The organism is Vibrio nigripulchritudo ATCC 27043 (genome assembly GCF_000222685.1).
In the GTDB taxonomy this organism is placed as follows: domain Bacteria; phylum Pseudomonadota; class Gammaproteobacteria; order Enterobacterales; family Vibrionaceae; genus Vibrio; species Vibrio nigripulchritudo.
This window is the reverse complement of sequence record NZ_AFWJ01000257.1, coordinates 13,015-38,417: the sequence shown is the minus strand read 5'-3', so window position 1 is coordinate 38,417 and position 25,403 is coordinate 13,015. Positions and strand designations below refer to the sequence as shown.

Sequence of the window (25,403 nt, the reverse complement as noted above, 5' to 3'; positions counted from 1 at the left end):
AAAACAAACCCAATATTGGGATCATTCAGCCGGGAGGCTAACTCGCGAACCGCTTTCACCGCATCCAGTTGATAGGATTCTGCAGTAACGACAGAGGTTTGTTCAGGAAGAGGATTGGCAGAAAACATAGGGAACCTCGAGATTTTGGATACCTTCAGTCTATCGTGCTCGCAACATACGGATATCCTACTTAAGGAGGATATTCTCCTTTCAGGAGCTCCTCATATGGTCGATGTCTCAATTTTAGTACGTGAATTCTGAGCTCAGGTTAATAAACTGTATTTAAAAGACAGTTAAAAGAAATGCGGCTCACATCTCGCTTTGTGTGAAATTGAGTATAGAAACACAAAAAACTGAGGTTAGTTGGGCAAACATCTGCATCAGTGGTAATAATAAGAATCAAAAAAGAAAACCTTAAGGAAGAGGGATTCGTATGTACAAATTCTTAATTGCCGACGATCATCCATTGTTTCGAGACGCTCTGGTGTCTGTTATCCGGAGCGAATTTCAGGACTGCACCATTCATCAAACGGAGGACGTTGCCACCACTCTGGATTACGTTCGCGATCACGCCGACACTGACCTGGTGCTGCTCGACCTTAACATGCCCGGAATGGAAGGGTTGAATGGGCTGCTTGAGCTGAGAAACCAAGCACCTTCTATTCCTGTTGCCATCATTTCTGCCGAAACCAATAAGCAGACCATTCTCCAAACTATGGCGTACGGCGCGATTGGTTTTATCTCTAAATCGTCCCCCAGAGAAGAAATGAGTAATGCCTTTTCTCAAATCATCAATGGCGATGTGTACCTCCCTGCCAATATCATCCGTGCGACAGAAGAGAACAAACCCGTCAACCAAAGAACAAGTAAACCCGCATTTTCGGCTGACATGTTAAACACCCTGACCCGCCGACAATTATTAGTACTTAAGTCTATGTCTCAGGGAAGCGCCAATAAACAAATCGCCTATGATCTCAATATTTCTGAGACCACAGTGAAATCTCACGTCTCAGCCATTTTGAAAAAACTTGGGGTCCACAACCGAATTCAGGCAGTAGTGGGGGTGACTAATATCGACTTTGATCGCTATTTGCGTCGATAAGTTATCTATCAACTGCGACGCTGAGTTTTAAGATAAGGTGCCAACGCGGTCTTCCACATAGCAAAAGTAAACGCCAGATTCGATGCACTTTCTGATTCTGGCTCCTCCAACGAAATCCCCAGCAAATGATAGGCTGTTTGGTAGAAACTGGGGCGATGTTTTTGAAACATAGAAAGCATCAATCCTTTGCCTCCCTGAAATGCTTGAATGACTTCCTTCTCTTTGACATTTTTCAGAGAAAATGCCTGTATCTCTTCTAATATCAATCGTCGGGATTGCTCTGGCTGGCGGTCAAAGTGGCTGGTAAATACCAAAGCATTTCGCTCTGGTTTTACCGTGGCACTCAAGCTGTAAAGCTGACCAGATAACCGTAAATCAATGATGGATTGCCGGCTTAATACCCACTGGGCAGCGGCTGACTGAGCATACAAGGATACCCCTTTAGGCAAGCGAAACTCTGCACTAAAACCATCGTCTCTCAACTCAACAGTTAAAGAAGGTTCTTCTGGAGACGTAACTGAAACGCTATGAGGAAGATTGGCGGGGGTAAATATAGCCTGATCAGATTTCAACTCGCTCAGATGAAAACCAGTAGGTAAGTGCTGACGCAGGTGCTCATCAAAGTGCTGCCAGAATATCAATGCCGAACATGACAGAGTGATCGTCAGGCACTGGATGTCGCTGAACAAGCCGCTGATGCTTTGTTCGTCAAAAGAAACGGATGCGTTCCTCGCTCGAAAATATACCGACATGTAATGCATCAGTTCTTTCAGCCATTGACGATAAACACGGCTAAGCACTGAGTTATCTCGCGGCAATCGGGCAAACAGCGTAATGGTATGGTAGTTCATTGGTTTTGGAAGCCAGTCACCAATGGGTTCACGTTTGCTGACGGGAAAAAGCAAGCCTTCATTGACGGCAGTAACTGACTGATAAAGCTTAACCAGACTGTCTCCCCACTTCTTTTTATAGAGGTGATTTTGCTGACTATTGAATTCATGCCAGATGTTGATGGCTTCACGGCTCTCCGTCCATTGGCTAACCAGCAGACTCAGGTATCGCCCCATCAGTTCATCGTATTCTCCGGTGCCGCTTTTCATTCGTATCGTCGGTTTGGGGTCAAGCATTGTGGAGAGTGGAAACAGCGAATAACCCAGTGTCTTCAATGTTGCCTGAACGTGTCCTTCACTGAGCATTCGATAAAGCTGAACCGCTTTTTGATCCGACATTCGAATTGTCAGTAAGTGTGAGTCATTGATTTTTCGTGTTTTACTCAGCCATTTTTCTGGCATCGACAGATCTTTGGGTTGCATGGCTTCACGGTATAGTAAGGCGGTGACTATGCCTTCCCAGATACTGCTGACTGACCACTCACCAGCAGTGATTAACGTCATGTTCTCAGGTTGGTAGTGTCGCCAGTAGTAGCGGGTCAGATCCTGATGAGTCAGAGAAGAAACAGAACCCGGGTCACCACAATAAAGTGGGTATTTGAGCTCAGTCGACATTGAACAAGCCTGATTGAATTCATCGAACCCCTGATAGCCAACCAATTCCTGATACAGCGCATTTCTTTCACCCTGTTGAATGCCTTTATCGTGGTTTTGATTCCAGTCCGTTTCTCTGAGTAAAGGAGTGAGCACGCTTTGTATGAAATAGTTGAGACCATGCCTTGTGTCTTCTCTGTGATGACCAGACAGATGGAACCGAGTATTTCCACGCCGGGTAGTGGCGTTAAATTCCGTTAAAGCCAGCGATGCCTTTAGCTGCCAAAAACGGCGAGAGGATGGAAGTTTGTGACACCCACGAAGCACCATATGTTCAAGTGCGTGAGCCACTCCGCTGCTATCGGAAGATGGGGTATTGATCTTGACAGAGGCGGCAAATGTTTCCTTTGCTGTACCGCGATAAAGATTCTGGCAATGCCAATGCGTTAAACCAGATGTGTGTTTCCAGCATAACCAGACATCGCCATTTGAGGTTATCTTCTCATCCGTTAGATAAAACGGTGGACTATCAAGATCACTCATCAGGGTTTCGCTATGACTCTTTGACCAATGAAACTAAAACTTCATCAGTAAGTATTTGAAGTGACAGACAGAAGCAAAGGTATCCACTTTTTTAACCATGCTACTTCCTTTTACTTTTGTCTATTTGTTCCATATTGCGGTGAAGACCAAACATCATTCTGCGTCGTTCATCGCTTTATCAGCAGGTCGTTCCTGTTTTTTATTCCCTGCCTCATTTATAAGACTACCATTTATGTGTATCTCAATGAGAACAGACGGCGAGTGAGTGAAGAGTGAAGAAGAAATAAGGAATTTAGTTGCGTCAGGATTGTTCAGCCAGAAAAAATGGCATAGTTTCAAAGAAAAGAAGCTCTTGGAGGACAAGAGCTTCAAAACAGGAAAGAAGGTTTAGAAGAACCCGAGTGGGTTAACATCGTAGCTAACCAATAGGTTCTTAGTTTGCTGATAATGCCCTAGCATCATTTTGTGGGTTTCGCGTCCAATACCAGATTTCTTGTAGCCACCAAAAGCAGCGTGAGCCGGATAGAGGTGGTAGCAGTTGGTCCAGACGCGTCCTGCCTGAATAGCGCGACCAACACGGAATGCGCGGTTCATGTCTCTTGTCCAGACACCTGCACCCAAGCCATATTCCGTATCGTTGGCAATCGCTACTGCCTCTGCTTCATCTTTAAATGTGGTGACACCAATGACGGGACCAAAGATTTCTTCCTGGAACACTCGCATCGAGTTTTTGCCTTTAAGAATGGTCGGCTGAATGTAGTAACCGCCACCGAAATCTTCCGGCATACCGCCCATCACAACCGATGCGCCTTCGTTTCGACCGATTTCCAGATACTTCTTGATCTTCTCAAACTGCTCGTCAGACGCCTGCGCCCCAACCTGAGTTTCTGTATCTAAAGGATTGCCGTGCTTGATAGCTTTCGCTTTCGCCAGGACCCTATCCATAAATGCATCGTAAATGCTTTCCTGGATAAGCAATCGGGAAGGACAGGTACAGACTTCGCCCTGGTTGAAAAATGCCAGAACTGCTCCTTCTGCCGCTTTCTCAATAAACGCCTCTTCCTGTTCCATGATGTCTTCGAAGTACACATTTGGAGACTTGCCCCCCAGCTCTACGGTCGACGGAATCAAATTATCTGCCGCACAGCGTAGCACGTGATTACCGATTGCAGTGGACCCGGTAAAAGCGATTTTAGCGATACGCTTAGACGTTGCTAAGGCTTGCCCTGCCTCTGGTCCCATACCATTCACCACATTGAGTACGCCCGGTGGCAGTAAGTCGCCAATCACTTCCATCAACAGTAAAATCGTGGTTGGCGTTTGCTCTGCTGGCTTAAGTACTATGCAGTTACCCGCAGCCAGCGCCGGTGCTATTTTCCATGCTGCCATGAGCAACGGAAAGTTCCAAGGGATGATCTGCCCTACTACACCGAGTGGCTCAGGAATGTGATACGCCACTGTATTCGCATCCAGTTCGGCGGCTGTCCCTTCCTGCGCTCGAATACATCCGGCAAAGTACCGGAAATGGTCGACACAAAGTGGAATGTCCGCGGCTAATGTCTCTCGCACCGCTTTTCCGTTTTCCCAAGTTTCTGCGACAGCGAGCATTTCAAGGTTCGCTTCAATTCGGTCGGCAACCTGCAGCAGTATGTTGGAACGCTCAGTGACCGAGGTGGTGCCCCACGCGTCTTTGGCTTTGTGAGCAGCATCGAGAGCCAGTTCGATATCCGCCGCCTCTGAACGAGGGATTTCCGCAATCACATCTCCCGTACATGGAGATGTATTGGTAAAGTACTGACCGTTTGTGGGTTCTACCCACTGACCGCCAATGTAGTTTTGATAGCGGGGTTTAAAGCTAACAACTGCGCCTTCCGTCCCTGGTTTCGCGTAAATCATAAGCACCTCTCTAGTGGTAGTCGTTCTGTCTGTATTTGGTGATCGCTCTGTATCACTTGTTTTAGGGTCTGTTGACCTTTCGAGATGATTTTTGCAGCCATTTGTGGGTTCTTTATACAAGGCAGCGCTTATTCGGTGTAGTCGCTCTACATCAATAAACGGTAACACAGTAGAAAGGAGCCACAAATGCTGCCCAAAGGGTTCAACTAGGCGTCCCCGGTCTATACCCTTTACTCTTTGTTGCAAGGTATTTGCTTAGATACTTATTTATTTCAAAACCAAGCTAAAGACCTTGCGCCGCGATTAAAACACATAGAACTCGAACAAAATTTAACCGCGAAAGGTCAACAGCCCCTAGATAGTTCATTCTCCCAGTAGACACTTTGATGCTCCATCCGCAGTTGGTTGGCAAAACCTCCTCCTTTCGGATGAGAAAAAGCTGCAATGATAGAAAGCAAGCTTTTCCCATTTGATATTAAATTGACCCAGATGAAGTTTAGACTTCCCTCATATATAACCAAGTACCTCAGCTTCTATTTCTCTTTAAATTGAATTATCGAAATCCCAGCCTATTTAGGCGTTGATATAAATTATTTGCAGAAGACAGAATTTAAAATTAGCGAACTTATTTTTGTTATGATATAACATATTAAATTAAAGAAATTTAAATTATATCGATTCAATTTTTTCCTATTATTAATCATCTCAATTTCAAAACACTTACACGAAAATCAAAATTCAACCAACCAGTTTAATTATTCTCTTTTCATATTTTCTAAAGTTACTTTAATAAAGTTTCAGCTATTGATAAAAAAGCTCAACAAATACCTATTCAATGGCAATTTTTGTTTCAGAAATTTTGTTCTTCCATTGACTTGAAAGGCTGCGCTTCTAGCCTTTGCTTATTAAGCGTTTGAAAATAAGGCTCAGAACAACATTCTGCCTTTTCAAACTCTGAACCAGCCGCACAAAATTCAGTGCATGCATATTTTTCTGTTACACACATAGAAAGCATTTTTATTCAAAAATAAAGAATGAAAAGTGGCATTTTCACTTTCTCAATATTTATGCTTCACTTTCACAATTTAATTATTTTTGCCGTGAAAGATTTTAATAAAATTTGAAATGCCCAATTTTCGATAACTAACATGTGTTGTTTCGTTCGCAAAAGAAACAACCTTTCAGTCAACTTCAAAGGAAATGAATAATGAAAATGGCGAATAATAAAAAATCTTTGCTCGCGGTTTCGGTCGCCTCCGTTATGCTCTCTGGCTGTTTTTGGGATGATCCGAAATTCGTCGCAAAATACGTCAGTGACCAGATTGATAAAGATGCCGTGGTAAAACACCTCGACAAACTTGAAAAACGCGCAGTCCCTACCCCAGATGGTAAAGCCATGACTCGAGCTGCGGGCACCAAAGGTTATAAAAAATACCCTGAAATACATTGCGAAGAAATTAAGAAAAGCCGGATATAAAGTCACTAAGCAAGAATTCGATTTCAGAAGCTGGCAGGAGCTGGGTAATACCAATGTGGAAGTAGACGGTAAAACACTGCTCAGCTCCAAAGATGCGGGTGAAGGAGAAGTCCCAGACTACGCGACCATGTCCTATTCAGGTTCGTCGAATGGCACAGTGACGGGAGATCTTGTCTTCATCACGCCTGATTTCAGATTCGATCAGCCCGATTACGATGATACTGACGGCTGTGAAACTACCGACTTTAACGGCAAGGACGTGACAGGAAAGATAGCAGTCATCCAGCGCGGGGGCTGTTCATTCAATGCCAAAGCCACCAATGCTCAGGCTGTTGGAGCAAAAGGTGTGCTTATCTTCAACCAAGGTAATAACGATGGTCGAAAAAGTGTGGTTCAAGGCACTTTAGGTCGTGACAGCACGGTGACCATTCCAACCTTTGGGCTGCGTTATGATTTAGGTAAGCAGTGGTATGACGCGCTCGCGAGCGGCACAATCAGTGCTTCCATGAACGTTATTACAATGAACCAGATGGTGAAAACGAATAACTTACTGGCAGAGACACGTCATGGTGACGACGATCAGGTCATTATGCTTGGTGCGCACTTAGACTCTGTACCAGAAGGGCCGGGGATCAATGACAACGGTTCGGGCTCCGCAGGTCTGCTGGAATACGCCCTGACGCTTTCAGACATTGGTGTCAAACCTAAAAACAAAATCCGTTTTGCATGGTGGGCAGCCGAAGAGGCCGGGTTGATAGGTTCGAATTACTACACCGAAGAATTGTTTAAACCACTCCTTGATGAAGCCCGCAAGCAAATCATGGAAGAGCTGGGAATCGATAACCCAGACGATCTGACCGAAGAACAGCAAGACATGGTGGAAGCACGTTATAACGAGCTTAACAATGTGAAACTGTATCTGAACTTCGACATGATCGGGTCACCAAACTACATTTATGGCGTTATGGATGGTGACCTTTCAGACACCAAAGATAGCCCGGACAACGCCTACACAGGTGACTTCACTCCACCATTTGGTACATCGGATATCGAGGCACAATTCATTGAGTTCTTCGGAAGCAATGGAGAGAAGACCGTTCCTCAGGCGCTTTCCAAACGTTCCGATTACGCGGGCTTTGCTGACTGGGGGGTCGCATTTGGTGGCTTATTTACCGGTGCTGAAAAACTGAAATCAGCGGAAGAAGTGGGTGACTTTGGCGGCGACATCGATGTGGCTTACGACAAGTGTTACCACCGAGCGTGTGATGATTCCACAAACGTTAGCCATAAAGCGTTGTTTATGAATACTAAGGCGCTGACCTACGTGACAACCTACTACGCAATGAGTGAAGAGCTTTTCCCTGAACCAGAAGCGACAACACAGGCTGCGGCGAAATCTGCACGCAGTTTCGCCATCTCTTCAGAGCCTACTGCACCTAAGCAGACTCTGCGTATTGGCGAGCGCTTAAAAGCGGCTGACAGCGTATCTGACCACGACCACTTCCACGGTGATTTTGATCAGGACATTGAATAATCTCCTTTAAGCTCGGGTATATCACCCGAGCTCATTTGTTCCAACCTTCACGCCCCTTCTCTGGGGCGTTTTTTTGAGTTCTCGAAAAGTTTCTGTCATAAAATCTACATGACCTATCTCTTAAACTTTCGAGAGATTCATCTCTAAAACCAACCAAGCGATACGGAACATAAAAATCGTATGACCAAACCATTATTCGTATTCGATCTAGATGAAACCCTAGTAAATGGCGATTGCTCGATGATCTGGAATCAGTTTCTGGTTGATGAGGGAGTGGCTACTCAACCTAACTTCCTTTCAGAAGATAAAAGATTGATGGCGATGTATGCTCAGGGCGACATGGATATGCAGGAATATCTGGATTTCTCTCTCAATCCGATTACCGAGCATTCTATAATTAAGGTCAACCAGCTTGTGGAAAAATGCGTACTACAACGCATATTGAGACATGTTTTTCCACAAGCAAGAGATCTGCTAGCCCAGTTAAAGCAAGACGACGTCACCATATTGGTTATTTCTGCATCAGTTCATTTCTTGGTTAAACACGTCGCTAATCAACTGGGAATTGAGCATGCAATCGGTATTGACCTGATTGAAAATAACGAACGCTATACGACGAAAATCAGTGGCGTTGCAAGCTACCAACATGGCAAGGTAACCCGTTTAAAATCATGGCTTAAAGAACAAAACGTGTCTTATGATCGCATCATATTCTATACAGATTCGATAAATGACTTACCACTCTGTCAATACGCTGATGAAGTCCACCTTGTGAACCCCTGCCCACAAATTCGTTCGTATGGATTTGAAAATAACTGGAATATCATAAACTGGTAATGAGTGTTAACTGGGTTATCCACAGAAAATGTGGATAACCTTTTGAATGCGAAGCCAGATCACAAATCAGTCATAAAATCCGGTGACTTTTTAATTTTTTACTACTGTCATTAAAGTGAAAACTGAGTGGGGCATTCTCCCCAACATAAAAGATGCAAGGATTGAACTTAGCACATGGAAATTCAAAATCGTCTGGCTAGACCATCAACAAAAAGCAACGTGGGCTCTGAACCCACAGGTGACAGCAAAAACTGGCTTAAAGAACCAGTTAAAGCCATTGTGAAACCTGCGCTTCGTGTTAACCCTGAAGAAGGTGTTACCACGGGCTTTGTCGGTAGCAGTACCGACACTCTGGCAGGCGTCATGACTCCAGAAAGCTTAATCTGGTATTAGGTCACCTCAGAACAATTCGCTTAAAAAGACTGTAAAAGCGAGCTCAATCGAGCCCGCTTTTTTGTTTCGTTCTAAATCTGCCAATCTTTTGGATCTGTTGACCTAATCACGCAGATAGATAAGCCAGTACCCCATTCCGACGAACACGCCTCCGCCAATGATGTTTCCTAAAGTAACGGGAACAAGATTATTGATGATGAAGGTGGTCAAATTCAGATCAGCAAAGCTTTCTGGCGTTGCCTCTATCATGATCCAGAATTCTGGTGTTGCGAGCTCTTTTATCCCTATTGCCATCGGAACCTGAAACATGTTGGCAATGCAATGCTCAAAACCAGCAGAAACAAACATGGCAACAGGCAACACCATGACGATAATTTTATCTGTCAGGGTTCTGCCACTGAATGTCATCCAAACCGCAATGCATACCAGAACATTACACATGATGCCTAAAGCAACAGCCTGCCAGAAGCCATGGTGAAGCTTGTGCTGAGCGATGTGCATGGTGTTTAAACCGACCTGCCCTGCATCGAACATGTATTGTTTCGCGGTAAGCATGATGCCCACTAAAACCAGCGCCCCAACCAGATTTCCGGCATAAACCACCAGCCAGTTTTTAAACAGGCACTTCCAGGTAATTTTTCCACTCGCTCGCGCAACTAGCGTCAGCACCGAACTGGTAAAAAGTTCGCCTCCCGTAATGATCACCAAAACAAGCCCCATGCTGAATGCCAACCCGCCGACAAATCGGGTTAACCCCCAGGGTAAGTCCTCTGCCCCTGTGGTGATGGTGGTATAGAACAAAAATGCAATTCCGATATGCAATCCAGCTGTAATTGCCAGCAGAAACGATTTCATTGGATCTTTTGTTGCTTTGCCAACACCGATTTCTGCCGCACGCTCGGCCATTTGAGGTGGTAACAACGCATCGAATTGGTTCATATTCATGGTGCCTGAAACATTTTGAAACATGGAAGAGGCGCGGATAATCGCTCTAATTCCACTAAGTTTCAAGGGATATTTCTATGTTTTCAAAAATTGTTGAAAGCCTTGTAGAACAGTCGCTGAGAGACAGGAAAAAAAGCAAATGAAATTCATAATCTTGGCTTAAGAAAAAGGCAGATCAGCAAAACCCGTAGTGATATCACAATCCCAACCAGACACTGGCTAGTTTGACACCAATTTGATTCAACCTAACAGATCTTTATTCTCATGGTTGTACATGATCTTTCAGAGCTTTATGGTGGGGTCAGACATTTCGCTCTGAGGAATTACGATGAAATACACCCAAGACCATATCGACGAGCTTAACCTTCTTCTTCAATTTGATATCAGCAGTGCAGCAACGGGCATAAAAGTGCACCACGACGCTTCTGAGTCTGCTCAAAATGCTGTTCAGCGTCTCTACGAGAAAAAATTATGTACCCTGCCTGACGGTGGCTACCTAACAGATGAAGGCATTGAAGTGGCAGAACACGCAGACAAAATTCTTCGCGTGCTGTGTGCTGGTGCTTAATCAATGAGCCGTATTGTAATTGTAGGGGCAGGCTGGCTAGGTCTGCCTCTGACCAAACACCTTATCTCCAATGACCATCAGGTTATTGCGACTAAAACCTCTCAGCAGGGTATCGAGCAGCTAAACGCTCAATCAATTGAAGGCGCTGCTTTTTCATTTTCCGACCGCTTAGAAGACAACATCAAAAGCCTGACCCAGATATTTACTTCTCATCAAGCAGATATTGTCGTGGGTGCATTCCCTCCAGGTTTTCGAAAAGGAAATGGCGAGCAGTACGCTTTGCACTGGCAAGCTATGTCTGAAGCAGCAAATAAAGCTGGGGTCAAAAAGATAGTAAAAGTCAGCTCTACCACAGTATACCCTAAACAATCACTGGACATGACCGAGGAAAAAGCATCTCTATCTATCGCTATAGAAAATAAAGAGTTTTCAGAAAAGGCTGTCATCATGCTGAAAGCTGAGCAGGCTATTATCGACTCTGGCTTGGACTACGTTGTGGTTCGATGCAGTGGATTAGTAGGTTCAGACAGACACCCTTCTCGGTTTGCAGGTCGACTTAAATCGGTGAGTAAGTCTGCACCTGCCAATATGCTGCACCAGGATGATGCTGTAGGCGTCGTCGCTTTTGCTGTGACCAATCTCCATAACACCGTTGTCAACGCAACCAGCCCTTCAACCGTCAGTAAAGCGGAATATTATCAACGAGCGATCGAAGCCATCGACTCGGATGAAGAATGCACTCTTCCACCCGTGGTTGACCAACCCGGAAAACGAATTGTGTCTGACAAGCTGGTTTCTTTGGGCTACTCATTTCTTTATCCGAGTACGCTGGACGCGCTATAGGAGAATTTATGTCTACGCGCCTTTATCAGCATATTGAGACTCTGTGGGATTACATGCAAATGCATCAGCATTTTCAGAAAGCCGATTGCATTTTCTGTATGTGCAGTAACGACGAAAGGGTCGCTGAATATGCAGCGCAACTCTATCTGGATGGCATTGCCCCCAAACTGATTTTTTCTGGCGCTCAAGGCAGATTAACAGAAGGTTTGTTTGATGTAACAGAGGCTGAGCATTTTGCTGATATTGCCAAACAGTTGGGTGTCCCTGAAAGTGACATTGTCTTAGAAACCAAAGCCACCAATTCTGGAGAAAACGTTGCCTTTACTGCCATTATTCTGGAGCAGCTGGATTTCGCCCCGGAAAAAGTACTCTTGGTACAAAAGCCTTACATGGAAAGGCGCGCATACGCGACCTTTGTGAAGCAGTGGAAGCTGCCTTATAAAGAGGTCTATGTCACATCCCCCGGTGGTCGATTTTTGGACTACTTCAACGATACGATACCCTCTAACCTAGTGATAGAGGCGTTATTGGGCGACTTTGAACGTATTCAGACGTATCCGGAAAAAGGGTTTCAGATAAAACAGGAGATCCCTGAATCTGTCATGCGTGCATACAACAATATAAAAGCGTTCCCTTCATTTGCCTAAATGCTGGGTTTTGCTTTTTCGCAACAAAATTGGACAATACCCAGAGACGATAGCCTCTGGGTATTTGGGTTCTGGTGCCCTCAGAAATAGCACTTCAAGGGGCTATTGATCTAACAATAAAATCAAATTACTTAGGAGTGAACGAATGGAAGTCTTGGATCAAGCTGTCGGCTTTCTACTAGAAAATAAACTTCTGCTGAGTGCCTTAGTCATTTTAGTGATCGTTCTGATTCGCAAGTTCATCATTTCTATGATCCGGGGTGATGTCAATTTCCTTTCTGAAGATCAACGAAAATGGATTTCCCGAACCAAAAACGGCACCTTTTCCGTCATCATTATTACGTTGTTTTTGCTTTGGCAGTCGGAAATCAGCGAATTTGCGCTTTCATTAACTGCAATTGCAGTTGCCGTGGTTGTCGCTTCAAAAGAGATCATTTTATGTTTTACTGGCTCAATTCAGCGCGCCAGTTCACGGTCTTTCCGTATCGGAGACTGGATTGAAGTCGGGAATTTATGTGGCGAGGTGATTGAACACAATTTGATGGCTACGGTGATTCAGGAAATTGATCTTCACCATGGAAATTACAATTACACAGGTAAAACCGCTACCCTACCCAACAGTATGTTTTTCAGTATTCCAGTTAAAAACCTGAACTTCATGAAACGTTACGTTTACCACAGCTTTAATATTGTGGTAGGTGAATTCCGGAATCTGTACCCAATGTTCCCTAGCCTGCTGGCTAAAATTGATGACCACTGTGAAGATTTTATTGATGTCGCCAAACGCTATAACGTTGTCATCGAACGTCATGCTGGTGTGGATCTACCTGGTGCTGAACCGCATATTTCGATATCCAGTGCCAACACCGGAGAGCAGGTTGTTCACTTTATGCTGTTCTGCCCAACCGACCGGGCTTTTGAAATTGAACAGCTGGTTCGTGAAGATTTCATGGCAATGTATCAGAGACATTTCGGTCAGAAAGCGTAACAAACAGATTCATGCAAATGATAAAACCCAAGCTTTGGCTTGGGTTTTTAGTAGGCTAAAAACAAAAAACCTCGATATTGCTATCGAGGTTTTTTGTATTTGGAGCGACACACGAGGTTCGAACTCGTGACCTCAACCTTGGCAAGGTTGCGCTCTACCAACTGAGCTAGTGTCGCATATATGATGAGATGGTGCCCCGGGCCGGACTTGAACCGGCACAGCGCGAACGCCGAGGGATTTTAAATCCCTTGTGTCTACCAATTCCACCACCAGGGCACACAATATTCATTGTGATGGAGACACCATCTGGATATCGCTATTCAAGCCATACCACTTTAATTTGGAGCGACACACGAGGTTCCCGATCTTCAAGGCTTAGGCGTGACCTCAACCTTGGCAAGGGGGGAAACCTTGCATCGCAGTTTAACGAAATATCGTCAAACTAAAATTTGGAGCGACACACGAGGTTCGAACTCGTGACCTCAACCTTGGCAAGGTTGCGCTCTACCAACTGAGCTAGTGTCGCGATGGAGGCGCGTCCCGGAGTCGAACCGAGGTCCACGGATTTGCAATCCGCTGCATAGCCACTCTGCCAACACGCCTTTGACTCTTTTTGAAAAACCTTGGTGAGTTCCTCTTGAGTACGGGAAGGCATTCTACGCATTCCCGCGAGAGCGTCAACTGTATTTTTTAGTTTTTTGATTCGTTTGGCTATTTTCCATTCAAAAGGAGTAAAATAGATTATTTTTGTAGCGACATTTACCCAATATCGACCTCTTTTATTTGTTTAAAACACATTAACAGAGTAGTGAAGAAGGTTAAGGTCATTACACAAGAAATTCAGCCTGTGGGCACATTACAACTGAATCAAGATTGATACGAATTTGAAAAAAATACGACTCCTACCCTTTTATCTTGATCGGCTCATCATCCATACAGAAAACGCCCGTCCAATCCTTATTATTGACCTTAATATCAAGTAGTATTGAAACCAAACAAACCGTCAGATTTGTTCACCTCTTTAAAAGTAAGTCTCTGTGAAATCTATAGTATTAGCACGCTCTTAACATAGATAGCAGTTCCATAACTAAGGAGCTCAATAGTTTACACTTAAAGCTCAAATCTGAGGTGAATAGAGAATTAGCTCTTTGAACTGGCTGAGTTTTATATAGTATGAGATATCTTAATTTTCGACATTGTCACCACAGGACCCCATCATGACAGATCCGCAATGGCAGACAACATTAATGCAAGAGGTCAGAAACCTAGTGACCGCGGCCTCTGCAAACGATGTTAAAGAAAGGTATGCCGATATACAAAAGCTGTCTGAAACTACTGGGCAATCCATTCCTGTCGAGATTCAGAGTGTCTTCAATGCCTACTCCCGATACCGCGAAGGTCACCTGATCCCTGCTATAAAAGAGTTCTTCGACTGTGTCTCTTTGTGCCAGACCCATAATCAAGAGTATCTGGCTCACATTGGTTACTTTCATATCGGTACGATTTTCGGCTTACTGGGCGATCATTCCCATGCGAGTGAATTTTTGACCAAAGCAGAAAGAGTCGAACAGTTTGGCGACCAGCGCCTGCTGGCTTTTATCCGCAATAATATTGGTGACCTGCTTATGAATGTTGAGCAGTATTCATCGGCATTGAAATACTTTGAGCAATCACTTGATGCGTTGAATGATGAAGAGCTGGAATACAAGCTGGTTCCTTACATCAATATCATTGGTGTCAAAGTAGAGCTCAATCAGTTGGATGAAGTCGCTGCCATATCGGATCTGATAGAACCTCATATACACGGTAATCTAAGATACCTTAGCTTCTATCATCAGGTTCAGGGTCGCTACCATATGGCAAGGGGGAACTTTGAACTTTCCGAGACCCACCACCTTGCTGCAATAGACGCGATTAAAGTTTGTCAGAACGATTACTATCTGTCTGAAATGATGCTGGATTACTGCTATCTGCTAGTAAAGCAGTCTAACTGGACTTTATTGGATCAATACCTTGAAGAAGGGTTAAGTTATGCAAGAAAAGTCGGCACAGACAAACTTATCGACAAGTACAACCACATCTTATTGAGTCGGCTGGAAACCATGCCTTCCGGAGAAGAAAAAGATGAGCATTTCAGTGCGCTCTTTGCTTCTTTCAAGAAGTCTCGTGATGCCGCACTGAAAAGGGAAAAAGATTACCTTAGCCAAATTTACCAGCTCAATATGGATCGACTGGCACTGGAATCAGCGCAGGACATCAATAAAAACCTGGCATTGATCAACCGGGTTGGGCAATACCTGAGCACGTGCAACAATTTTCGGGATGTACTACCCCAGCTAGTTGATGATCTGAGTAATCTTTTCACCATCGATACGCTTGCCATTGCGTTTTATGAGTCTGACAAGCCAAAACTTTTTGTGGAACATTATTACGAAGACAATGCCATTAAGAAGCCAACCTACGTCGATTTTCTGCAGAAAGCGACATTCTTTGAATACTGCGCTAAGAATAACTCTTCACTTTATTTCAACGATATGACGGCAGAGAAAAAGCGTGAAATGCTAGGTGAAACCTCAGAGCACGATAACATGAGCTCGTTGTTATTCTCTCCAATCACCATCAATGGTGAAGTGAAAGCCGTCTTCACGATTCAGGCAGGGGCTTGCTATGCCTATCAAACGTATCAATATGAGCTATTTCTTCAGTTGACGAACTATCTTTCTATTGCACTGGAAAACCAGCTCAACCGACATCAGCTCACCCTCATCTCTCAAACAGATCATCTGACCAAATTATGGAATCGCCAGTCCTTGGATGCTCATTACAGAGAACTGCAAAACAAAAAGCAGTCTGGCTACAGTATCATCATGCTGGATATTGATTGCTATAAGCAGCTCAATGACCATTACGGTCACGTTAAGGGCGACGAAGTACTCATCACCATCACTCAGCAAATTAAGGAGCATTTTAAGCACCTGAGTGCCAAGTGTTACCGCTACGGTGGCGACGAATTCGCTATTGTGGTCGGAGGAAGAACATCGGCGAAGGTAAATGATGCAGTTCAGAATTTTCAGCAAGCCGTTTTCAAGTTGAACCTACCCAATCTGAATTCGTACTGTGCTGACCGCGTATCGCTTTCAATAGGCGTGGCTCACTTCGATGAGTGCCCTTCTTCAGTTTCCCTATCTGAATCTCTGCAGCACGCTGACAGCGCGCTATATCACGCCAAACGTGGGGGAAGAAATCAGTACGCAGTATCCGAAGTCGCTAAAGCGGAGGCATAAAAAACGGATGATTTCTCATCCGTTTATTATTCTTTGTCAGCTTGGCAATCTATTGATGCTTTTCATCCAGAAGATCATCTTTGGCAGCAACCAGATACTGAACCATTGACCAGTAGGTCAGAATTGTAGCGAAATATAGCGCCGCGTAACCCAGCCACACCATCCAGTCATCATAACGCCAGATGAGAACCCAAAGTGCGAACATCTGGGACAGTGTTTTTACCTTGCCTACCCATGACACTGCGACACTTGAGCGTTTGCCTATTTCTGCCATCCATTCGCGCAGAGCAGAAATAATAATTTCACGAGCAATCATGGTTATCGCCGGAATGGTGATCCACCAGGTCGCGTAATGCTCTGTAATCAGAATAAGAGCCGTTGCAACCATCACTTTGTCGGCAACGGGATCAAGAAACGCTCCGAAGCGAGAAGTTTGCCCAAGCCGACGCGCTAACATACCGTCTAGCCAATCAGTAAATCCTGCTACCCAAAAAACCATTGCAGCGGCAAAAGGAGCCCATGGCGTGGGGATGTAAAACACGATGACAAATACAGGAATCAGTACTAATCGGAGTAAGGTAAGAATGTTCGGTATGGTAAAACGCATATATTTTTTAAGCTCTTAGTCATTGCGCGCTTAATGGTGCGTCAAAACGTCTATTGTTTCAATGCTTGATGAATGTTTTCTGCCAAAGAAAGGCTAATACCTGGAACTTTGGCGATTTCTTCGACAGTTGCCCGCTTTAACTCCTGCAAACCACCCATGTATTTCAGTAAAGCCTGACGCCGTTTAGGACCGACACCTTCAATGCCTTCCAGTGCGCTGGTGCGACGGGTTTTACCTCGTTTGGCTCGGTGACCTGCTATAGCATGGTTGTGGCTTTCATCCCGAATGTGCTGAATCAGGTGCAACGCAGGTTCATCAGTCGCCATGTTGAACTCATCACCTTCAACCGTAATCATGGTCTCTAAACCAGGTTTTCGGGTTATGCCCTTAGCAATACCTATCAGCCTTGGTCGCTTAGGCCAGTCTTCCCAGTGCTGAGAAATGATTTCGTGAGCACGATTTAACTGCCCTTTACCGCCATCGATAAAGATAATGTCGGGGATCTTTTCAATGTCCAACTGCTTTGAATATCGACGATCCAGAACCTGCCCCATGGCGGCGTAATCGTCTCCCCCCGTAATACCCTCAATGTTGTATCGACGGTATTCCTGTTTGACCGGACCTTCACGATTAAACACCACACAAGACGCTATGGTGCTTTCGCCCATGGTGTGACTGATATCAAAACACTCCATGCGCTGGATAGAATCCATATCAAGATGATCCTGAAGCGCTTTCACACGCTGATTAATCGTCATCTTGTGGTTAATTTTGGTGGTTATCGCTGTCAGTGCATTGGTGTTTGCCAATTTAAGATAACGCGCTCGCGTACCTTTCGGATTTGTCAGAATGGTGATCTTCCGCCCGGCTATTTGAGTCAGCACTTCCTGAAAAGGTTCGGCATCCACAAACAGGTCCTGCTCCAGAATCAATCGAGTCGGAATGGTTCGCGCTTCGTTATGATTCAAATAGTACTGGCTCAGAAAACTGTGAAAAATTTCATGTCGGTCAGTGTTATTTGGGATCTTAGGAAAGTGGCTGCGACTTCCTAATACCTTGCCCTGACGAATCATCAAAATATGGATGCACGCAATGCCATTTTCCTGAGCAAAGCCCAAAACATCTAAGTCATCCATGGAATCTTCAGAAACGAATTGCTGCTCCTGTACCCGACGAATCGCCTGAATCTGATCCCTTAGAGTCGCTGCATCTTCAAAGCGCAGCTCCATACTGGCTTTTTCCATCTTGGAAACCAGTGTTTCTAGAACTTGTTTGTCCTTCCCATTCAAAAAAAGGCGAACGTAGTTCACAAGCTCCGCGTACTCTTCATCCGAAATTACAGACGAAACACAAGGTGCGGCACATCGCCCAATCTGATACATCAAACATGGACGGGTACGGTTGCTGTACACCGTGTCTTCACACTGGCGAACCGGAAAAATCTTTTGGATTAAATGCAATGATTCGCGGACAGCACCAGAATCTGGGTACGGTCCAAAGTACTCCCCTTTGCGCTTCTTAGCACCTCGGTGCATCGAAATGCGTGGATGTTTATGACCGCTCAGAAAGATATAGGGGTAGGACTTGTCGTCTCGAAGCAATACGTTGTATTTGGGTAAGTATTGCTTGATGTAGTTGTGTTCAAGGATTAACGCTTCTGTCTCGGTATGCGTAACCGTCACGTCAATCTTGTTGATGTGACTGACTAACGCACGCGTTTTTTCGTTATCGACCTTTTTACGGAAGTAACTGGAAAGACGTTTCTTGAGATCTTTGGCTTTACCGACATAAATTACCGTCGACTCGGCGTTGTACATTCTGTAAACGCCGGGTTGACTGGTAACTGTCTTAAGAAAGGAACCGGAATCGAATTGCTGAGACACTACAAAGTCTCGGTATCGATCATTCCGTGACGGATTGCTAAGTGAGTCAGTTCAACATCACCACTGATATCCAGCTTGCTGAATAAACGGTAGCGGTAGCTGTTTACGGTTTTCGGACTCAGACTCAATTGCTCTGAGATGTCGGTAACCTTCTGACCTTTAGTAATCATCATCATGATTTGAAGTTCTCGTTCCGAAAGGTCTTTGAAAGGATTTTCAGATGCGGAAGAGAACTGGCTCAACGCCATTTGCTGCGCAATTTCAGGTGAAATGTAGCGCTGCCCGGAGTGCACCATTCGAATGGCATTCACCATTTCGTCTGGACCCGCCCCTTTTGTCAGATACCCCGCAGCTCCGGCTTGCATAACCTTCGTCGGAAACGGGTTCTCTGTGTGTACGGTCAGTACAATGATTTTTACATCAGGGTTGAAACGAAGCACTTTTTTCGTTGCTTCCATACCCCCGATGCCTGGCATGTTCATATCCATTAAAACAACGTCAGCATGGTTATTTCTGCACCACTTGACGGCTTCTTCACCGCTGTCAGCTTCCCCTGCTACGTTCATACCACGGACGTCTTCAATAATACGTCGTATCCCTGTGCGAACCAGCTCGTGATCATCTACAAGGAAAACATTTATCAAACTTGTATCTCCACACTATTTTTTGGTTCTATCTATTCCTTCAGTTCACACTCCGGTGAACTGAATTCATAAATTCAGTTGAACTCATCATATCTCAATTCTGGGTTAAAAATTACAATGAATATGCGTCACAACGCAAACTTTCGTCATAACTTATAATCAGAGTCGTTAACTTACCCCTCGTTTGTACTGATTTTCGCCAATTGTTGTGGCAATTTTAGTCAGCAATGTGAGAGAGCGCGAATTTGTTATTTATTGATATTTCAGTAAACAAATCATAACGTCTTAATTCCCATCAAATAATTCGACACAGACCTCAGATCCAAAAGTTCTTATTTATAACTATATGTTAGGTTGTGCGGTATTTTGCGCCCTGTTTGTAACGAATAAGTTTCAATAAATTCAATCGACTTAGATATAATTAAAGCGGTTTTGAAGTGTAAGTTGATGCATTTCTGGTCATCAATACCTCAAAGTTGCTAAACCATAAAAATTGTAAGAAATTCACAAGACCAGCGAAGTAGAGATAGACACATTGAGTATTCAAGACGGATTCGTATTAACAAGACAAGCAAGGGACGTGTCCGGCAAAGCTCAGATTGATTTATGGGTAAAAACGGCACAAGGACCCGCCCATCTTGTCATCCCAGACCAAAAGCCAGTGTTCTTTATCGAATCTGAGTACTCACTACTGGTAACCGAGTTATTGGATGCGGCTGCAATTCCTTTCGATATCAAGCCTCTTCCACTAAAGACTTTTGACCAGGTTGCTACGGCAGGAGTTTATTTCACTGCCATTAAACACGCGACCGCTGCCTCTCAATTACTTAATAGCAATGACATCCTGACCTACGAATCCGACGTAAGGCTCGCCGACCGATACCTTATGGAAAGATTTATTCAGGGAAGTATTCAGTTTCAAGGCAATGCTCAAGCTAGAAATGACTATATAAAGGTCAATAATACGCAATGTAAGTCTGGTAACTACCATCCTCACCTCACTCTGGTGTCTCTGGATCTCGAATGCAGTGAGAAAGGGATTCTATACTCCATCGGGCTTGCCAGTGAAATGGACAGTCGGGTCATCATGATTGGTGAGCCTCAGGCTGCAACCACCAATATTCAATGGGTCGAAAACGAGTACGCGCTATTGAAGGCTATGTTCGACTGGTTTCAAATGTTCGACCCAGACATTGTAGTCGGCTGGAGTGTCATAGATTTCGACTTTAGATTGCTTCACAGGCGCTGTGAATGGCACAAACTTCCCCTGAAAATAGGGCGAGGCGGGCAAAACGCGCACTTTCGCCAGTCCAATAACAGCAACCAGAGCTTCATTACCATTCCCGGTCGGGTTGTGCTAGATGGTATTGATACGTTAAAAACCGCGACCTACCACTTTCGATCCTGGTCGCTGGAATCCGTTTCTCAGGAGCTTCTCGGAGAAGGAAAAGACATCCATAACGTTCATGACCGCATGGATGAAATTAATCGGATGTTTGCCGAAGACAAACCCGCCCTAGCGAAGTACAACCTGCAAGATTGTGTGCTGGTGAACCGTATATTTGAGCACACTCATCTTCTGGAATTTGCCATAGAACGATCGAAACTCACTGGAGTAGAACTGGACAGGCTTGGCGGTTCCGTTGCCGCCTTTACCAACCTGTATTTGCCTCAGCTACACCGTGCAAATTACATCGCACCGAATCTACAATCCGAGAACTGGCTAGCCAGCCCCGGTGGTTATGTGATGGATTCCATCCCGGGATTGTATAACTCTGTGCTGGTTCTGGATTTTAAAAGCCTGTATCCGTCTATCATTCGGAGCTTTTTGATTGATCCGATGGGCTTAATTGAAGGTCTGAAACTGGATGTCGGGAATACGCCAGATACTGCCGTTGAAGGCTTTCGAGGCGGACAATTCCACCGTGAGCGTCATTTTCTTCCCAAGATGATCGAGCAGCTCTGGGCAGCACGAGATGTGGCGAAGAAGAACAATGAGAAAGCCTTCTCGCAGGCAATTAAGATCATCATGAACTCTTTTTATGGGGTGTTAGGTTCATCTGGCTGCCGTTTCTTTGATACTCGTCTGGCATCATCCATTACAATGCGTGGGCACGAAATCATGAAGCAAACTCGTACACTCATCGAAGACAAAGGCTATCAGGTCATTTATGGGGACACCGACTCCACTTTCGTCGCCCTAAACCAGCCTCATTCACAGGAAGATGCAGACAAAATAGGACACGCTTTAGTCGAGCACATCAATCAGTGGTGGCAAACGCACTTAACCGAAGAATTTGGTATTACTTCCCATTTAGAACTGGAATACGAAACGCACTATAAGAAGTTTCTGATGCCAACTATCCGTGGTTCTGAAGCTGGCTCTAAAAAGCGCTACGCCGGTCTTATCGGTGACGGAGATAACGAGCAGATCATCTTTAAAGGGCTGGAAAGTGCAAGAACGGATTGGACCCCCTTATCTCAAGAATTCCAGCAAACGCTGTATGACATGGTCTTCCACAATCAAGATCCAGAGCAATACATTCGCGACTACGTTGAAAGCACTCGCAACGGGGAGTTCGACCACCAGCTCGTGTACCAAAAAAGGCTTCGAAGAAAACTGGCTGATTACCAGAAAAACATTCCACCACAGGTCCGAGCCGCTCGACTTGCAGACGAAAAAAACGAGAAGCTGGGAAGACCTCTGCAATACCAGAATAAAGGGCGTATTGAATACGTCATCACACTGAATGGCCCTGAGCCCAAAGAGTATCTTGAAAGCCCCATCGATTATCAGCATTACATCGATAAACAATTGCAACCCATCGCCGATGCCATTCTGCCCTTCATCGGCTTGGATTTTGAAAGGTTAAATGCCCCTCAGTTGGGTCTGTTCTGACAAATAAAAAGACCCAGCCTCAGCAGGCTGGGTCTTTTCTAGATATTAGGGTCTGTTGACCCTAATCAATCACGCGCTCACTTTAAACTGACTCACCAAAGATTTGAGTTTTTCAGTTTGAGAGGACAACTCTCTGGCAGATGAGGCTGCATCACTTGCCTGACTGTTGGCGTTTTTAGACACTTCAGAGACGGTTACAACACTTTCTCGTACCGCAGCGCTCGCATTCGCCTGCTCTTCAGAGGCAGCAGCTATGCTGTCAATCATACTCGCAACCGCTTCAGCTCCGGCTACTATGTGTTCTAGGCTTGTGCCCGCCCTTCCTGCAAGTTCCACCCCTTCTTCCACATGGGTCGTCCCGGCGTCCATTCTATTCACAGCCAGCTTGGTTTCATTTTGAATCGCTTCAATCGACTGCGCAATTTCCTCTGTAGCCGTTGTCGTTCTGTCTGCCAAGGTTCTGACTTCATCTGCTACTACCGCAAATCCGCGCCCAGCTTCGCCAGCCCGTGCAGCTTCAATAGCCGCATTCAGTGCCAGCAAGTTAGTTTGCTCAGCAATGTCATTAATCACATTGATAATGTCACCAATCTCTGCACCACGTTTACCCAACTCTGCCACACTCTTCGAGGACGCCATTACAGCCTCGTTAATAGAGCTCATTCCATGAATGGTATTACGAACAATATCGCCACCAGAGTTTGCTGTTACACCCGCTTCTTTTGCGCTGTTTGTGGCGTCCGTGGATTGTTTTGCTACTTCAGCAACACTTTGCATCATTTCATCGATTGATGTGGAGATATGCTCAACCTGTTCAGACTGATGATCCAAATCCACGGCCATTTGCTCACTGGTTTTGGCGATCTGCACAGTACCTTCAGCGACCTGATTAGTAGTAACCAACACTTCTGCCATTGCCTCGTTGGTTTTCGAGACAGCCTGATTAAAGTTCTCAGACATCTTCCCTAGTTCGTCATTGGAATCTACACTGATGCGCACCGTAAGATCGCCATCGGCAAGCTGGCTTAACCCTTCGGCAACTTTCTCAACGGGCTGCATAATACTTCTTAGTACAATCCAAGAAACAATCGCTCCAATAACAACGGCTATCAGGGTTCCAACGATAATGGTGAAACTTGTACTTTGCGCTGCACTGTCAGCTGTAGCCTGACGCTTAGCCATAAGGTTCTGTTCTATATTTATAAACTCTGCAATTTGACCTCTGAATTTGTCGAAATAGACTTTACCCCGAGCTTCTCCCACCAACTTCGCCATGTCGTTCATCGTCTTTGCGTCACCAATTTGTGAACGAAGTAGAATGGCAGGTTCCGTTACTTCTTGTCGCCACTCAGAAATGGTGGCTTTGATTTCGTCCAACAACTGCACTTGTGCGGGGTTATCGCTCACGGTTTTCTTTTGAACATCCAGAATACGATTGAAATTCTCAAACCCCTGATCGTAAGGTTCCAGAAATTCCGGTCTTCCCGCTAGCAAGTAACCACGCATCCCGGTTTCCATATCGACTGCAGCTGCTTGAATATCTAACGCCTGTCCAATGACCTTATGAGTATGTTCTACCCATTTTGATGCCTCGTTGAGTTCATTGATCGCCACATTCATCGCTTCAAAGCTCTGTTTTGATTCATTGGTCCTTTCTATGATGAGTTTCTCTTCCTCACTGATAAACTGACCAATCTGCCCACGGAACCGATCAAAATATTGCTTTCCTCTCGCCTGCCCCACTAAATCAGCAATGTAATCCATGGTTAATGCACCAGAATTTACACGTCTCCTTTCTGCAATGGCTGGCTCAGTAATGTTCTTATTCCAGTTCTGGATGTTTTTTCTATCGCGATAATTCGAGATACCTGAATAGGGTTATCGCCCACTTTTTCCTTCAGAGCCTTACTCAGTTCAAAAAAACGTTCCCGACCACTATTGTATGGCTCTAGAAAAGTGTTTTTTCCTGCGAGCAGGAAGCCGCGCATTCCGGTTTCCATATCAACTGCAGCGCCAGTTAAGTCAAGAGACAGTCGAATCACTTCGTGAGTGTGATTGACCCATGTGTTGTTGGTTTCCAGATCGGAAATGGTCTGGTAAGCCTCTATAGACGTCTGACGGGTCGATTCGCGGCGAGAGCGAAGAAGTTCATTTTCCCGCTCAATGAAGGTGGCTATCTGTTCACGGAATTTATCAAAATAAACTTTACCCCGCGCCTGCCCAACAAGATCTGCCATATCGTCCATTGTCTTGGCATCACCGATCTCTCTTCGAAGTCCAATAGCAGGCTCAGTTACATTGTTCAGCCAGTCATTTATGTTGTTTTGAATCTCAGACAATCGCTGAACTTGAGCTGGATTGTCATCAACAGTGTTCTGAAGTTTGCTAACCAACTCATTAAAGCGTGCTCTGCCGTTATTATAAGGCTCTAGGAACTCTTGCTGCCCAGCAAGAAGAAAGCCTCGCATACCTGTTTCCATATCAACGGCCGCCGCTTCAATCATCATTGCTTGTCGGATTACTTTGTGTGTGTGATCAACCATATAACCCGATTCGTCCTGACTTTTCGAACTATTCAAGGCTACAACAGAAAGGAAGATAAGAAGCACAAGGGGAATACCCGTGCCCAAAGATATTTTCAATGATAGGGGTAAATTCTTAAACATAGCTAAAGCCTCTTGCCTACCAACTTTATTCCGCTACGTAGGCATAGTGTAGTGGGAACTCGCTCTATCTTTTTGCCCTTCATTGCCATTACAGAAATAAGGGTTTTTGAGCTTATAGATAAAGTTATAGACTACGAATTTAACTTTAGAAAAACCTAATATT

At 44.9% G+C, this 25,403-nt stretch carries 17 protein-coding genes, 4 tRNA genes and 1 pseudogene; 10 read left to right on the top strand and 12 right to left on the bottom strand.

The window, feature by feature from the left end:
- The first annotated feature begins 433 nt into the window (after positions 1 to 433).
- Complete coding sequence (locus RH89_RS17185) at positions 434 to 1,102, top strand: response regulator (protein WP_004404748.1); 669 nt, start codon at positions 434 to 436, stop codon at positions 1,100 to 1,102.
- An 8-nt stretch (positions 1,103 to 1,110) separates the two neighbouring features.
- On the opposite strand, the gene RH89_RS17180 is transcribed toward RH89_RS17185, so the two are convergent.
- Both RH89_RS17180 and exaC read right to left on the bottom strand, forming a co-directional pair.
- Complete coding sequence (locus tag RH89_RS17180; RefSeq protein ID WP_038146516.1) at positions 1,111 to 3,129, bottom strand: insulinase family protein; 2,019 nt, start codon at positions 3,127 to 3,129, stop codon at positions 1,111 to 1,113.
- 387 nt (positions 3,130 to 3,516) lie between these two features.
- A complete protein-coding gene (gene exaC, locus RH89_RS17175) occupies positions 3,517 to 5,025 on the bottom strand; it encodes an acetaldehyde dehydrogenase ExaC (RefSeq protein WP_004404744.1) in 1,509 nt (502 codons plus the stop codon).
- 1,207 nt (positions 5,026 to 6,232) lie between these two features.
- Between exaC and RH89_RS30545 the strand changes: the two are divergent.
- From RH89_RS30545 to RH89_RS17160, 3 genes and pseudogenes are all read left to right on the top strand, one after another.
- Positions 6,233 to 8,036, top strand: a pseudogene (locus tag RH89_RS30545) (M28 family metallopeptidase).
- A 180-nt stretch (positions 8,037 to 8,216) separates the two neighbouring features.
- Entirely contained in the window at positions 8,217 to 8,873 is a 657-nt protein-coding gene (locus RH89_RS17165) for an HAD family hydrolase (protein WP_004404732.1), read from the top strand.
- A 174-nt stretch (positions 8,874 to 9,047) separates the two neighbouring features.
- On the top strand, positions 9,048 to 9,266 hold the full coding sequence (locus RH89_RS17160; RefSeq protein ID WP_004404730.1) for a hypothetical protein: 219 nt from the start codon (positions 9,048 to 9,050) through the stop codon (positions 9,264 to 9,266).
- A gap of 102 nt (positions 9,267 to 9,368) precedes the next feature.
- Here RH89_RS17160 and focA read toward each other — a convergent pair whose 3' ends face one another.
- Positions 9,369 to 10,211, bottom strand: a complete 843-nt coding sequence (focA, locus tag RH89_RS17155) for a formate transporter FocA (protein ID WP_004404728.1) — start codon at positions 10,209 to 10,211, stop codon at positions 9,369 to 9,371.
- A 328-nt stretch (positions 10,212 to 10,539) separates the two neighbouring features.
- Between focA and RH89_RS17150 the strand changes: the two genes are divergently transcribed.
- From RH89_RS17150 to RH89_RS17135, 4 genes are all read left to right on the top strand, one after another.
- Entirely contained in the window at positions 10,540 to 10,779 is a 240-nt protein-coding gene (locus RH89_RS17150) for a TIGR02647 family protein (protein WP_004404726.1), read from the top strand.
- A 3-nt stretch (positions 10,780 to 10,782) separates the two neighbouring features.
- On the top strand, positions 10,783 to 11,622 hold the full coding sequence (locus tag RH89_RS17145; protein ID WP_004404723.1) for an NAD(P)H-binding protein: 840 nt from the start codon (positions 10,783 to 10,785) through the stop codon (positions 11,620 to 11,622).
- An 8-nt stretch (positions 11,623 to 11,630) separates the two neighbouring features.
- Entirely contained in the window at positions 11,631 to 12,269 is a 639-nt protein-coding gene (locus tag RH89_RS17140; protein ID WP_004404721.1) for a YdcF family protein, read from the top strand.
- 145 nt (positions 12,270 to 12,414) lie between these two features.
- Positions 12,415 to 13,257, top strand: a complete 843-nt coding sequence (locus RH89_RS17135) for a mechanosensitive ion channel family protein (protein WP_004404719.1) — start codon at positions 12,415 to 12,417, stop codon at positions 13,255 to 13,257.
- A 100-nt stretch (positions 13,258 to 13,357) separates the two neighbouring features.
- Here the strand turns inward: RH89_RS17135 and RH89_RS17130 are convergent.
- From RH89_RS17130 to RH89_RS17115, 4 genes are all read right to left on the bottom strand, one after another.
- Positions 13,358 to 13,433 (bottom strand) — tRNA-Gly (locus RH89_RS17130).
- 13 nt (positions 13,434 to 13,446) lie between these two features.
- Positions 13,447 to 13,533: transfer RNA gene (locus tag RH89_RS17125), tRNA-Leu, on the bottom strand.
- A gap of 174 nt (positions 13,534 to 13,707) precedes the next feature.
- Positions 13,708 to 13,783: transfer RNA gene (locus RH89_RS17120), tRNA-Gly, on the bottom strand.
- A gap of 2 nt (positions 13,784 to 13,785) precedes the next feature.
- Positions 13,786 to 13,859: transfer RNA gene (locus RH89_RS17115), tRNA-Cys, on the bottom strand.
- A gap of 615 nt (positions 13,860 to 14,474) precedes the next feature.
- On the opposite strand from RH89_RS17115, the gene RH89_RS17110 reads away from it, so the two are divergent.
- On the top strand, positions 14,475 to 16,541 hold the full coding sequence (locus tag RH89_RS17110; protein WP_004404717.1) for a sensor domain-containing diguanylate cyclase: 2,067 nt from the start codon (positions 14,475 to 14,477) through the stop codon (positions 16,539 to 16,541).
- Positions 16,542 to 16,590: 49 nt separating this feature from the next.
- Here RH89_RS17110 and pgsA read toward each other — a convergent pair whose 3' ends face one another.
- From pgsA to uvrY, 3 genes are read right to left on the bottom strand one after another with little or no spacing between them, the layout of a single operon-like run.
- On the bottom strand, positions 16,591 to 17,148 hold the full coding sequence (gene pgsA / locus RH89_RS17105; RefSeq protein ID WP_004404715.1) for a CDP-diacylglycerol--glycerol-3-phosphate 3-phosphatidyltransferase: 558 nt from the start codon (positions 17,146 to 17,148) through the stop codon (positions 16,591 to 16,593).
- A gap of 50 nt (positions 17,149 to 17,198) precedes the next feature.
- Positions 17,199 to 19,031: an excinuclease ABC subunit UvrC gene (gene uvrC / locus RH89_RS17100; protein WP_004404713.1), complete on the bottom strand. Its 1,833-nt coding sequence runs from the start codon at positions 19,029 to 19,031 to the stop codon at positions 17,199 to 17,201.
- Positions 19,031 to 19,675 (bottom strand): UvrY/SirA/GacA family response regulator transcription factor, encoded by a 645-nt coding sequence (uvrY, locus tag RH89_RS17095; RefSeq protein ID WP_004404710.1) that lies wholly within the window; start codon positions 19,673 to 19,675, stop codon positions 19,031 to 19,033. The genes uvrC and uvrY overlap by 1 nt, the downstream gene beginning before the upstream one ends.
- A gap of 535 nt (positions 19,676 to 20,210) precedes the next feature.
- On the opposite strand from uvrY, the gene RH89_RS17090 reads away from it, so the two are divergent.
- The gene (locus RH89_RS17090) at positions 20,211 to 22,574 is read left to right on the top strand and encodes a DNA polymerase II (RefSeq protein ID WP_004404708.1); all 2,364 of its coding nucleotides are present in this window, start codon (positions 20,211 to 20,213) and stop codon (positions 22,572 to 22,574) included.
- Between the two features lie 69 nt (positions 22,575 to 22,643).
- Here the strand turns inward: RH89_RS17090 and RH89_RS30615 are convergent, their stop codons facing one another.
- On the bottom strand, positions 22,644 to 24,338 hold the full coding sequence (locus RH89_RS30615) for a methyl-accepting chemotaxis protein (RefSeq protein ID WP_050811554.1): 1,695 nt from the start codon (positions 24,336 to 24,338) through the stop codon (positions 22,644 to 22,646).
- A 17-nt stretch (positions 24,339 to 24,355) separates the two neighbouring features.
- Positions 24,356 to 25,240, bottom strand: a complete 885-nt coding sequence (locus RH89_RS30610) for a CHASE3 domain-containing protein (RefSeq protein ID WP_139063305.1) — start codon at positions 25,238 to 25,240, stop codon at positions 24,356 to 24,358.
- Positions 25,241 to 25,403: the final 163 nt, after the last annotated feature.

Coding starts and splice junctions, on each gene's coding strand:
- RH89_RS17185 (WP_004404748.1), top strand. CDS start 434: ATGTACAAATTCTTAATTGCCGACGATCATCCATTGTTTCGAGACGCT.
- RH89_RS17180 (WP_038146516.1), bottom strand. CDS start 3,129: ATGAGTGATCTTGATAGTCCACCGTTTTATCTAACGGATGAGAAGATA.
- exaC (WP_004404744.1), bottom strand. CDS start 5,025: ATGATTTACGCGAAACCAGGGACGGAAGGCGCAGTTGTTAGCTTTAAA.
- RH89_RS17165 (WP_004404732.1), top strand. CDS start 8,217: ATGACCAAACCATTATTCGTATTCGATCTAGATGAAACCCTAGTAAAT.
- RH89_RS17160 (WP_004404730.1), top strand. CDS start 9,048: ATGGAAATTCAAAATCGTCTGGCTAGACCATCAACAAAAAGCAACGTG.
- focA (WP_004404728.1), bottom strand. CDS start 10,211: ATGAATATGAACCAATTCGATGCGTTGTTACCACCTCAAATGGCCGAG.
- RH89_RS17150 (WP_004404726.1), top strand. CDS start 10,540: ATGAAATACACCCAAGACCATATCGACGAGCTTAACCTTCTTCTTCAA.
- RH89_RS17145 (WP_004404723.1), top strand. CDS start 10,783: ATGAGCCGTATTGTAATTGTAGGGGCAGGCTGGCTAGGTCTGCCTCTG.
- RH89_RS17140 (WP_004404721.1), top strand. CDS start 11,631: ATGTCTACGCGCCTTTATCAGCATATTGAGACTCTGTGGGATTACATG.
- RH89_RS17135 (WP_004404719.1), top strand. CDS start 12,415: ATGGAAGTCTTGGATCAAGCTGTCGGCTTTCTACTAGAAAATAAACTT.
- RH89_RS17110 (WP_004404717.1), top strand. CDS start 14,475: ATGACAGATCCGCAATGGCAGACAACATTAATGCAAGAGGTCAGAAAC.
- pgsA (WP_004404715.1), bottom strand. CDS start 17,148: ATGCGTTTTACCATACCGAACATTCTTACCTTACTCCGATTAGTACTG.
- RH89_RS30615 (WP_050811554.1), bottom strand. CDS start 24,338: ATGGATTACATTGCTGATTTAGTGGGGCAGGCGAGAGGAAAGCAATAT.
- RH89_RS30610 (WP_139063305.1), bottom strand. CDS start 25,240: ATGTTTAAGAATTTACCCCTATCATTGAAAATATCTTTGGGCACGGGT.